Below are 12242 nucleotides of genomic sequence, written 5' to 3' on the forward strand. Positions count from 1 at the left end.
CAAAAATTGTGTCCTAACTCATTAATCCTGAAGCACTTCACAGTTTGGGCAGGCTTCTAAAAATGCCTGCGGCACACGCAATTTGTGATAGTGCGAACCATAATCCTCATCCAGTCCAGGACGGGTGGCACGGCGAAAATCCAGCTTCTTCAGCCAAGGCATCTTCAATAACACCTTGGGAAATTCACGGAAGTGGTTAAAGGAGATATCCAGCACCTCAAGCTGAGTAAACTTAGTCATTGCGCTCGGCAGGGAGTCCAACATGTTGTGGGCCAAGCTTAAGCTGGTGATCTCGGTAAATTGGTCGGCACCTTTTGGCAGCGTACTCAATAAGCAGTTGCCCAGATCCAGACGACGAATAGTACGCCCGCTGGCCAACTCCTTTGGAATCTCGATTTTCACTGCGCCCAGTAGGTTATCGTTATTAAGATAGAACATCGGATGCCAGTGCAGGTTAATCTGGGATTCCTTGTCCCAGAACTCCTGAATCTGATCCATCCCCATGCCTCGACGCCAGTTAAGACAATCACCCTCAACCAGTGATTCCAGCATTGGCAAACGCAGCTCAGCTGGGGTCTTTTGCAGCATCACGTAGATAAGGCCTTCGCCATAACGCCTAAAGAACAACTGCGCAAACTCCATACACAGCACGTCGCCCCACTTTCTGCGCTGCTTCTTAAGCTTATCTACCATCACGCCCTGCCCCTTGAGGTTGCCGTAATCGTCGAGGCCACGGCAGTTGTGGAACAGGATGCGATCGTTCACTGCCAGTTGAAAAGCTTCATCCCCCATGCCCGCCAGCAGATGTTTGATCTGCTTACGAAAGCCATTGTCGGCGGTGGTTTTCAAAATCAGAAACAGCGGCAGGCGCATCGCTTCGGTAACCCCACCCTGTTCCAACATCTGTACGGCAACCTTGTGGGACGCTTCATCGGAAGAGGCCAACATCTCCAATACACTGGCCTCCATCAATTCGCCGCCCTCCTGCTGCAGAAACTTAGGCGCATTGACTTCGAAGCACTGCTGCAGTACCGAATCATTAATGATGGCATGGCGCTCAAGGTCGAAACTCTCGGTGTTCTTAGGAGCACTGCCCAGCAAGATGTGAGTGACATTGTCATCCAGTTTCTTGCTGAGACTAAAGCCCACTTCCTCAGCTTTAGCTTTGAGTTCAGTGGCTTTAAAGCCACTGCGTCCGGAAACAAACAAAATACTGTCGACACCAAAAGGTCGCTGCTGCTCATTGTGCTGAGCCAATTGGCTTAGCCACGCTTTGTGCTGCGCCTTAAAGCGGCTGTACTTCGCCGCCATCATCGTCAAATGGAAATTAACTGGCATCGTTGGCAGCTCAGCGGGCTTATACACAGGAGCCAAGATATTCAGGTAGCCTAAAGACTCCTCATCACTTAAGTGAGAGCGCTTTAAGATCTGCCATTCCGCCGCCAATTTTTCGTTGCTGATATCCAGATCCAATTCCGCATTTAAGTTTATCCAGGCGGGTTCAAACTGCTTCAGTTCGATGTCTAGACGCAGCGATTTTAGAGCGGGAATGGTGACCAAGTCCTGCTGTTCTGGCAGTGATGCTTGCTCATGACGCCAAGGCTGAATCCACACGTCAGCAAGAGCCGTCATCTGGCTCATGTCCCCCAGTCGAGGCAAGGTAACTGACAGCAAATTAAGACGCTCAATAGTGCTACTGCTCAGTACCGACGTAGGTAACTGATCCAGTTCCCCTCCTCGTAGGGTCAAACTGGTAAGCGTCGGCAGCTCAGGCATCTGCGATACTTTGCCCTTTATTAAAAAATTACAGTCGTTCAGTTTCGGGCTGTAAGCCAACCAATCCAGTTGATCGCCGTTCAAGCCACAAATCCACGCCCGAGTAAGCTCTGGCAGTACCAACTCATTGGCTTTCTCTAGCGCCCCACTGGCATTGCTGTAATTAAAGTCCTCCACCACCACTCCATGAGGCAGCAGTAGTTCTGGGATCTGGGTCTGTTCGCACTTGAGTTCAAACTTAGTAGCTCGAGTCAGCTTGGCAAATAGAGCCGGAGGCAAGGGCGGTGTCGGCTCGGTTAAGGTCAGGGTAAGTCGGTTCAACTCCTTAAGCTCGCCGAGAAGGTCCTCCGCAAGCTCAGCGGAGCCCAAATTCAGAGTTAACTGGTTTAGGCTTTGGTTGGCACCCAAGACAGCGCCGGGCAGTTTTCCGACACAATGGGCATCTAAGGTGAACTCTTGCAGTGAACTTGGCAAACAAAGCTGATTCACAGAAAGAGCTGCCGGGCCATCATCATAGTAATCCAGTTGCCCCAGAACCACAGAGATCAGTTGGCTGCTCTCAAGATCACAACTGAGTGCCCTTACCTGAGGATCCAGCCCCACCTTAAGTAACTTCAAAGAGGATTGGTCACTGATGGCAATCTTAACGCTGGACTGGTAGAGGCGCACTGTCAACTCAGTCAATTTAGGCAGGCTTGAGAGCAGCGCCAGATCCTCATCTCGGCATTGGCTCAGTTTCAGTTTTTCCAAATTGGCCAGATGCTCCGGATTAACGTTCTCCAACCTCACCGACAGCTTATCGCGACTTCGAGTCGGCATCTCCAGTTCAGACAAGCTGGGGAACTGCTGGAAAAACTCCGCATTGATCTCTTTGCGACCACCGACGCGGCCAAGATCCTCAAAGGTCAGCTTACGAAGTCGAGGGAAGGCTCGGCTGAGCTGCTGCCAACTCTCCATCGGCTCATCACTATCATAAAACAAATGCTCGACATCAAGGTGTACCGATTCCAACAGGGAGTCGTGATTGTAATCTTCCAGTTCCACACTCTGCATGGAGCCTCCTTACTGTTCTGGGGGGACGCGACAAAGGCACGGCAACAAGGGTGACCAGCGAGAATCACCTCTAAAATTCGATTAGGTTCAACTTCGAAACACTGGGTGGCAGCAGAAATTGATTCGCTCAGTCGAGCATGGTGGATAGGTTTCCAGATCGGTACTGAGAGGTTTCTTCTGTATATGATTACTGCGCGTACCGGGCTTTACGTTAAAATCACCAGCCATCGCTTTCAACGAAATGCTCCTAAAGCTCTTACTATTAAAATCGAACGTGGATTGACCACCTGAGCATTATATGGATAATTAATTTAAAATCATATAGTTAATATGGATTACACTATAAACAACGCCAATCTGTCACGAATCCTCGTCAAACTGATGCTCAATGAGCCCTTTTACGGCCATTATCTGAGTAGTTTTCATAAGGCTACCCTAGAGCGAGGCGACGAAGGAACCGCTCCTCTTGAGATAAAACTAAAAGAAAACAGTAATATTCAGTTCATATGCCACTTCGCATCTTGGGCCGTATTGAGTGAGCCTCAACAGCTAGGGGCACTGAAACATGAAGCCCTGCACTTGGTCTTTGGGCATCCCTTCGGCCGCCACCAATACGCAGACTCAGCCCGTTTTGATCTAGCGGCAGATCTGGTGGTGAATCAATATCTCAGCTCTGACCAATTGGCCCCAAATGCCCCAACTCTCGAACTGGTAAACCAGTGGCTGACGGGATTAGGCCATCCAGAGTTAGAGCCACATCGCGAACTGGGTTACTACTACCAACGACTGCCCCAAAGCAACCAATTCCCGAGCAATCAGGGTTTTAACGGAGCAGGGCTTGGGCACCAAAGCTGGAACGCACTGGGCCAGATCGATGAAGCCCATCGCTCTCTGGTGAGTCAGCAGCTAGACAGTAAACTGGAGGAAAGCGCTCAACGCACCGAGCAGGTAAACGCCAGAGCGCGAGGCCTTTTGCCCGCCAGCGTACTAGAAGCGCTTGCCCAGGCCATTGCTCGTCGTCGCCCTATAGTTAACTGGCGACGTCTACTAAGATTGTTCGCCTCTAGCGCTCGGCGCACCTCAGTAAAAAATACCCTACAACGACCTTCTAAACGCTACGGTACCACTCCCGGAACCCGCATTCAGCCTCATCAACACATTCTGGTCGCTATAGATACTTCGGCCAGTGTCGATGACCAACAGCTCAAGCGTTTTTTTGAGGAGCTACACCATATCTGGCGTGCCGGCGCCGAACTCACCATCGTTGAATGCGATACCGAGATTAAAAGTCAATACAGCTACCGTGGTGAACCGCCGAAAACGATCAGTGGACGCGGAGGCACCTGCTTTGACGCACCCATTGAAATGGCCAATCGACTGCGGGTTGATGCCACCATCTACTTCACCGACGGTGAAGCGCCGCCGCCGGAGATTTCGGCGGGGGCACCTATTCTGTGGCTTATCCACAACGACAGAACTTCGATAAAAAACACACCTCTTCGCCAATGCGGTCGGGTGATCCCCATGGCCGATACCAATACCGTCACCGAAACCAGCACGAGACATTCATGACACATAGCCACAACTACAGCTACTACGGCTTAACCTGCCAAGCGCCGGAAGTGCGCAGCTTCATCGAGCATCTGCTACCTAAATCAGGTCAGCGCAGCGTTCCTGTCTGCATCTGGGGCCGTCACGGCATAGGTAAAACCCAGATGGTGGAGCAGATCGCCAAAGAGAGAGGAATGCAGTGGCGCACCATTGCTCCAGCTCAGTTTGAGGAGATGGGGGATCTGTTGGGAATGCCTCAGGTAACCCAAAATGAACGGGGAGAAAACGTAACTCAATTTGCCGCTCCCCACTGGGTGCCGACCGAACCCGGACCTGGTATCCTACTGATTGATGACGTTAACCGCGCCGACGAGCGCATCCTTCGAGGCATCATGCAGCTGCTGCAAAACCATGAACTCATCAGCTGGGCACTGCCCGAAGGCTGGCAAATTGTGCTTACAGCAAACCCAGATGGTGGCGACTACTCGGTCACGCCAATGGACGACGCCATGCTGACCCGCATGATGCACATCACCATGGAGTTTGATGCGAAAGCGTGGGCATTGTGGGCAGAAGGTGCCAACATTGATCCTAGAGGCATCGACTTTGTGTTGACCTACCCCGAGCTGGTCAGCGGCGAGCGCACCACCCCTCGCTCTCTAGTACAGTTCTTTCAAGCCATTGCGCCAATTGAGGATCTTAAGTCGCAGCTGCCACTAGTGAACATTCTTGCTCGCTCCTGTTTAGATGAAACCACCTGCGCCGCCTTCATCGCCTTTGTGGAACAGAACCTGAGTAAGCTGGTTTCGCCTCAGACGATGGTGGAGGCCAAATCCTTCGATAAGGAGATAGCTCCGCAAATTGAGCGTATCGCCGGCGGTGCCGCACCACGAATAGACATTCTGGCCACTCTGTGTACCCGCCTGTACCACTATCTGAAAGTCAGTGGCGTTAAGCTTAAACCGGCTCAAATTGGCAATGTTCAGGCGTTTCTTAAGCTAGGTTTCCTACCAAACGATCTGCGTCTTGGACTGATGCAGGATCTGATGAACAGCGGTAATGCTTCGGTGAAAGGGGTATTAGCAGATGCGGAACTGGCTAAGCTGTTCCTAAGTAACGCTTAACCTTGTTACCACTTCCCTAAATAAAAATGCCAGTTCGCTAAGAGAACTGGCATTTTTATTTAAGGCGATTGATCACTTACTTTTCAGCAAGGATATAACAAATAGAGCTGTCAATTTATGAATTTCAGATACAAAAAAGGGGCTAAAAGCCCCTTTTTCGACAAACTGTTCTATGCAGTCGCTTATTAGCGACGTAGGCCTAGACGCTTGATTAGGTCGTGGTAACGATCTAGATCTTTACCTTTAAGGTAATCTAGAAGCTTACGACGACGAGAAACCATACGTAGAAGACCACGACGGCTGTGGTGATCGCCTTTATGCGCTTTGAAGTGACCTTGTAGGTGGTTGATAGAAGCTGTAAGTAGAGCTACTTGTACTTCTGGTGAACCAGTGTCGCCTTCGCCACGTGCGTAATCTGCAACGATTGTTGCTTTAGTTTCTGCATTCAGAGACATAATTCTCTCCTAATAAGAGTAGGTTAAACGTTGTGCCAGCCAATCTCTGATTCAGCCGACACGAGGAGCGCGAATTATAGGGGATGTATATAGGTTAAGCAATAGGTAATTGCGCGCTTCGCGCGGGAGGCGGGAAGCGCGAGCGGACTTCGTCCTATGGAGAGCTGGAGAGCTTGAGACGTCAGCTAATAAGAGCATCCCTTTCATCAGAGTCATCCCCGAGAGCGAGGCACGAGCGAGTTGGGGATCTCTTACAGCAAGCAAAAAGCTTTATGAGATTCCCTACTCCTTCCTTCGTCAGTCTATGGAATGACAGTTTACCTCTCAAAGGACGTTGTCCACCTTAGATTTTCAACGCGTAGCACTCCAGCAGGGCGAAGCCCGATCCCGTTTTCCCGAAAAGAAGTGTTCTACAGGACGAAGTCCGTTCCAAAAGCGAAGCGTTCCCGAAGGACGAAGTCCGTTCCAGCAGCGCAGCGATCCCGATTTCCATAGGGCGTAGCCCGTTCCATGAGCGAAGCGATCCCGAATGGCGCAGCCCGTTCCCATTCTTCCCTTTTCTGTTACACTTAGCGGATTAAAGCTACCTAATTGAAATAACAGGATTCCTTATGAAAATCGGCATCATCGGCGCAATGGAGCAAGAAGTCTCTATTCTTAAGCAAGCTATTGAAAACTGCCAAGAAGTCTCGAAAGCAGGTTGTACTTTCTACGCGGGTAAGCTTAATGGTGTAGAAGTCGTGCTCCTTCAGTCAGGTATTGGCAAAGTTGCTGCTGCGATAGGCACAACTATGCTTCTTGACGAGTACAAGCCTGATGTTGTGATTAACACAGGTTCTGCAGGTGGCTTTGACTCAAGCCTAAACCTTGGCGACGTTGTTATTTCAACTGAAGTACGTCACCACGATGCAGACGTAACTGCATTTGGTTATGAAATGGGCCAAATGGCTCAGCAACCAGCGGCTTTCTTAGCTGATGAAAAACTGATGGATGTGGCTGAAAAAGCACTGGCGCAAATGGAAGACAAGCACGCCGTCCGCGGCCTGATTTGCACTGGAGATGCTTTTGTCTGCACCGCTGAGCGTCAAGCGTTTATCCGTACACATTTCCCATCAGTGATTGCCGTTGAAATGGAAGCCTCTGCGATTGCTCAGGCTTGTCACCAATTTAAAGTACCGTTTGTTGTCGTTCGTGCCATTTCAGACGTAGCTGACAAAGAGTCACCAATGAGTTTCGAAGAGTTTCTGCCGCTAGCGGCAAAGAGCTCTTCTGAAATGGTCTTCAAAATGGTTGAGTTGCTTAGAGCATAATCGAAATCAAGTGACTGATAATCATGGAAGAGACTTTTAATCAGTTATATTCAAACGGAGCGCTTCTAGTGTTATGGGGCGCTTTATTGTTTCATCTTATCCTCCCTTTTCCCCGTGAAGCGCACCCAGCTATTCTCTGGCACAAATTCGCTGAGCAACTGGCCGACAAGGTCAATACCAATTCCAGTTATTCACAAAGTATGATCTCTGGCACTCTGGCATGGTTGCTGATGATCACGCCTATGCTGATCGTGCTGCTCGCCTTAAAGCCTCTGGTTTGGCAGACCCAACTGTTTGAGCTTGCCCTGTTATTGCTCGCTATAGACTGGCGTAATACCGATAAATTCACTGCACACTTTGTCGAAGCACTGGCGAGAGAAGATAAAGAGCACGCTAAAATGCTGCTCAAGCCAATGGTAAACCGTTCAACCCAATCACTATCCCTTCTCGGCTTAGGGAAAGCCGGAACAGAAACGCTAATCATGTCTTACGGTCGCAACGTGGTCGCTGTAATGTTTTGGTACGCCATCGCAGGCGGAATTGGTGCCTTCATTTATCGAATGACTGTTGAGCTAGCTCGTGCTTGGTCTCCATCTCGCGAGAAATTCTCTCCTTTTGGCCTGCCCGTCATTCGTGTCGTGGCGGTGTTAGACTATATTCCTCTGCGCCTATTTGCACTAATGATTGCATTGGGAAAACGCACCCGTGAAGTGTTTGCACTGTTCAAGCAACAAGCGAGTAGTTGGCCGCTACCAGGTCCATCATGGTTGATCATAGCTGTCGGTGCGAAACAAGAACTTTCTCTCGGAGGGCCTGCTATTTATGACGGTAAGAAATCGGTGCGCAGCAAGCTGGGAGGACGAATAGCACCCTCTGCCATACATATTGCTCAAGTACAGCGCCTGCTAGCATGGCGAATGTTCGCTTGGATCATGGTACAAAGCGCTATCATGGGCCTCATTTATCAAGGAATCTAAATGCAGATACGGCTGCTTACCCTCGTTACAATACTGTTTTCAGCGCTGGTTAACGCAGATCCAGTGGAGCGCGTAATTAGCTTAGCCCCTCACGCGACCGAAATAGCTTATGCTGCAGGTTTGGGCGACAAACTAATCGCCGTAAGTGACCACAGCGATTACCCTGAAGAGGCAACAAAGCTGGAAAAGGTTTCCAACTACCAAGGCATAAAACTAGAGCGCATTATCGCGCTCCAGCCAGATCTTGTTATTGCATGGCCAGCCGGAAATCCGGCGAAAGAACTGGAAAAGCTGAAACAATTTGGTATCAACATTTACTACTCGACCACCGGCTCACTGGATGACATTGCCAACAACATCGAACAATTAAGTCAATATTCGCAAGATCCATCCGTCGGACTCAATGCAGCCAAGCAATATAGAAGTCGGCTGGCAACATTTAAACAGCGCTATCAAACAGACCTCCCAGTGAGGTATTTCTACCAGCTAAGCGAACAGCCGATCATTACCGTCGCAAAAGGGAATTGGCCAAGCGAAGTATTTTCGTTTTGTGGAGGTGAGAATGTGTTTGCAAAAAGTGCAGTACCGTACCCACAAGTTAGCACTGAACAAGTGGTGTTAAGTGAACCAGAAGTCATCTTTACCTCAGAGCATGCCATCGCAAAAGGGAGCACTTGGTTAGACTGGAAACAACAGTTGTCAGCGGTAGAAAACGGATACGTCTGGTCACTGAATTCAGATTGGCTCAACCGGCCGACGCCCAGAACACTTAATGCAATTAAAGAAGTTTGTGAGCACTTCGAAACCGTCAGGCGAAATCGCTAACACCGTTTAGGTCTGATACCATACAATCCGCCGTCGTTTTTGTTCCTCAGGATCAACTGAGCATTTGTAAGAGATATTCATCCCGTGGATTCCATGCTGCTATACAGTGTCGATTTATTCGGCACCGCCATTTTCGCTATCTCCGGAGTACTGCTTGCTGGCCGACTCAAAATGGACCCTTTTGGTGTTGCCGTACTTGGCAGCGTAACCGCTATTGGAGGCGGTACAATCCGTGACATGGCATTAGGTGCCACTCCGGTATTCTGGATTACTGACACCAATTATTTATGGACCATTTTGATCACCTGCCTGCTAACGATGCTCATTGTTCGCCGTCCTAAACGTCTAGCTTGGTGGATTTTGCCAGTATGTGATGCAATCGGTCTTGCGGTGTTTGTTGGTATTGGTGTTGATAAAACCATGGCCTATCAGGATTCAGCACTGGTTGCCATCATCATGGGTGTAATTACTGGATGTGGAGGCGGTATCATCCGTGATGTACTTGCGCGGGAAGTGCCTATGGTACTGAGAAGTGAAGTCTATGCTACTGCGTGTATCATCGGTGGAGTATTCCACACCACGGCGCTGGCGATGGGGCATGGTCCTGACACTGCATTCTTAGCAGGCGTCTTTTCTACTTTGTTGATTCGCCTAGGTGCGATTCGCTGGCACTTGTCTCTACCAACATTTGCTTTGAATCGTTAAACAAGAGTTGTTGCTCTTATTGTCATTCCTTAGAACGAAGCATGAGTGAGTAAGGAATCTCTATACCCTATTCGACTTGCTTTAAGAGATCCCCAACTCGTTCGTTCCTCACTCTTGAGGATGACAGTAGTAAAGCAAGGAATGACTCTCGGGTAACTACCCACAGAAACAAAAAAGGTCACCGAGGTGACCTTTTTTATATTCAAGCGACGCAGATTATTTCTGCACTCGACGCAGTACTTGTTTTAGCAAGTCAAAGTCATTAGCTAGGTCTTCAGATAGAAGCTCCATTGCTGCGTGCTTTGCGAGTGGTCCTGGTAGTTCGATATCGGAACCTAGAATATCATCGACTACTTCTTTGAACTTAGCTGGGTGAGCCGTACAAAGGAATAGACCCGTTTCACCTTCTTGCAATTGCTCTTCAAGGACGCGGTATGCAATCGCACCGTGTGGCTCACATAAGTAACCAAGCGAGTGCAAGTCTTTCACCGACTGCGCACTTTGCTCATCAGAAACCGCACCTTTACCTAGAGTCTCTAAGCCCCACTCTTTCACGCGGCATAGCTCTTCGATACGTGGCCAGTTGTTTGGCTGGCTGACATCCATAGCATTCGATGTGGTTGCCACTGTTGGCTTGGGTTCCCACTTACCGGTTTCTAGGTAGCGCGGCACAGTATCATTAGCGTTAGTCGCCGCAATAAAACGTTTGATTGGCAAACCCAGTGCTTTAGCCAATAGACCTGCAGTCAAGTTACCGAAGTTGCCACTTGGTACAGAAACAACAAGATTCTCACGCTGCTCTTTGCTTAGCTGTGAAGCCGCTTCAAAGTAGTAACAAATTTGCGCCATTAGACGTGAGATGTTGATGGAGTTCGCTGAGTTAAGGCCAATTTCTTCACGTAACGCAGCATCATCGAAAGCTTGTTTCACAAGCGCCTGACAAGCATCGAAGTCACCATCGATCGCTACAGTGTGAATGTTTTTTCCAAGCGTACAGAATAGCTTCTCTTGCAATGGGCTGATCTTACCTTTAGGGTAAAGAATCACCACATTGATGTCTTCCATTCCATAGAAAGCATGAGCCACTGCTGCACCCGTATCACCCGATGTTGCGGTTAGAATGGTGATTTTACCGCCATCAGAAACAGCCGCGAGTGATTGCGCCATAAAACGACCACCAAAGTCTTTAAACGCTAGAGTTGGACCATGGAACAACTCTAGGGCATAGACACCATCTTTAACTTGATTGATTGGCGCAGGGAATTGGAAAGCCGCATCCACTAGCGAGTTCACTTTCTCTTCCGCAAGCTCATCACCAATTAACGCAGAAAGAACTTTTGTACTTCGTGAAACAAAATCTTCTGCTAACAGGGCATCAATATCATCGAACTTAGGCAACTCTTGTGGAAAAAAGAGGCCTTGGTTACGACCTAACCCTTGGCGAACGGCTTGGCCAAAGGAAACTTGTTCATCATTTTCTTTTATATTGTAAAGCTTCATAGCTCACTTCCTGTTACTTTCGAGCCCTGTTTGTCTAAACGACAAACATGGACGAATCCTTCTTGGTTTTGTACGTAATTTTGTTCTAACCAGCGAGCAACTCGCTCAGCGACATCTTTATCTTTGCAAATGCTAAACAGCGTCGGACCACTTCCAGAAATACCAGTAGCTAAAGCACCAGCTGTAGCTGCATATTTACGTGCATCAGCAAAGCCTGGTAGCAGTTTCTCACGATACGGTTCAGCGATCACGTCTTTGATCATCTTAGCCGCCAGCTCTGGCTGGTTCGAATGGCAAGCATGGATAAAGCCGGCCAAGTGTCGACCATGAGCAATGATGTCCTGACGACGATACTGAGATGGTAGGATCTCACGGGCTTCTGCCGTTGATACTTTAATACCCGGATACGCCATGACCCAGAACCAGTCATCAAAACATGGTACTTCCTGGCTGATGATGCCAAGCTCTTCAAGCATCAACTGAACACCACCTAGGTAGCATGGTGCGACATTGTCGTAATGTATACCACCAGATATCTGCCCTTCCATCTCACCCATCAATGCCAACAGCTCAGTTTTATCCAACGGGTTACCATGGAACTGGTTTAGCGCATCCAGAGCCGCGACAATAGAACAGGCACTAGAGCCTAACCCAGAACCGATAGGCATGTTCTTCTCAAGCGTCATTTCAAGGGGTAACAGAGTCACGCCTTTCTTATCTAGCTCTCTGGCGAACACTTGCCAACAATCATAAACGATATTTTCTTTAGGGTTTTCCGGTAACTTGGAAACAAAATCGCCCGCCGTTTTGAGGCTAAAAGACTCGTTTCCAGCTTTCACCATCACTCGATCACCGAGCAAGGTGCCATCAATAGGCGATACTGCAGCGCCGAGTACGTCAAAACCAACACTCACGTTACCAATTGACGCTGGGGCGTAAACCACCACATCCATACCACTACTCATC

General features: G+C 49.1%; 10 protein-coding genes. 6 read left to right on the forward strand and 4 right to left on the reverse strand.

The window, feature by feature from the left end; all coding sequences use genetic code 11:
• Positions 1–21: 21 nt before the first annotated feature.
• A complete protein-coding gene (locus TW84_RS09205; RefSeq protein WP_045975367.1) occupies positions 22–2829 on the reverse strand; it encodes a leucine-rich repeat domain-containing protein in 2808 nt (935 codons plus the stop codon).
• 330 nt (positions 2830–3159) lie between these two features.
• Between TW84_RS09205 and TW84_RS09210 the strand changes: the two genes are divergently transcribed.
• A complete protein-coding gene (locus tag TW84_RS09210; protein WP_240478158.1) occupies positions 3160–4401 on the forward strand; it encodes a vWA domain-containing protein in 1242 nt (413 codons plus the stop codon).
• Positions 4398–5504 carry an ATP-binding protein gene (locus tag TW84_RS09215; protein WP_045975368.1) on the forward strand — a complete coding sequence of 369 codons (1107 nt, stop codon included), beginning with the start codon at positions 4398–4400 and terminating at the stop codon, positions 5502–5504. Before TW84_RS09210 ends, TW84_RS09215 begins: the two co-directional genes overlap by 4 nt.
• 185 nt (positions 5505–5689) lie before the next feature.
• Here TW84_RS09215 and rpsO read toward each other — a convergent pair whose 3' ends face one another.
• Positions 5690–5959, reverse strand: coding sequence for a 30S ribosomal protein S15 (rpsO, locus tag TW84_RS09220; protein ID WP_045975369.1), 270 nt, complete (start codon positions 5957–5959; stop codon positions 5690–5692).
• Between the two features lie 611 nt (positions 5960–6570).
• Here rpsO and mtnN point away from each other — a divergent pair.
• From mtnN to TW84_RS09240, 4 genes are all read left to right on the forward strand, one after another.
• Positions 6571–7269: a 5'-methylthioadenosine/S-adenosylhomocysteine nucleosidase gene (mtnN, locus tag TW84_RS09225; protein ID WP_045975370.1), complete on the forward strand. Its 699-nt coding sequence runs from the start codon at positions 6571–6573 to the stop codon at positions 7267–7269.
• A gap of 23 nt (positions 7270–7292) precedes the next feature.
• Positions 7293–8246, forward strand: a complete 954-nt coding sequence (locus tag TW84_RS09230; RefSeq protein ID WP_045975371.1) for a cobalamin biosynthesis family protein — start codon at positions 7293–7295, stop codon at positions 8244–8246.
• Positions 8247–9071, forward strand: coding sequence for a vitamin B12 ABC transporter substrate-binding protein BtuF (gene btuF / locus TW84_RS09235; RefSeq protein WP_045975372.1), 825 nt, complete (start codon positions 8247–8249; stop codon positions 9069–9071).
• 84 nt (positions 9072–9155) lie between these two features.
• The gene (locus TW84_RS09240; protein WP_045975373.1) at positions 9156–9776 is read left to right on the forward strand and encodes a TRIC cation channel family protein; all 621 of its coding nucleotides are present in this window, start codon (positions 9156–9158) and stop codon (positions 9774–9776) included.
• Between the two features lie 216 nt (positions 9777–9992).
• Here the strand turns inward: TW84_RS09240 and thrC are convergent, their stop codons facing one another.
• Entirely contained in the window at positions 9993–11276 is a 1284-nt protein-coding gene (thrC, locus tag TW84_RS09245) for a threonine synthase (RefSeq protein WP_045975374.1), read from the reverse strand.
• Positions 11273–12229, reverse strand: coding sequence for a homoserine kinase (thrB, locus tag TW84_RS09250; RefSeq protein WP_045975375.1), 957 nt, complete (start codon positions 12227–12229; stop codon positions 11273–11275). Before thrB ends, thrC begins: the two co-directional genes overlap by 4 nt.
• Between the last annotated feature and the right edge of the window lie 13 nt (positions 12230–12242).

The organism is Vibrio neptunius (assembly GCF_000967495.1).
Lineage (GTDB): Bacteria > Pseudomonadota > Gammaproteobacteria > Enterobacterales > Vibrionaceae > Vibrio > Vibrio neptunius.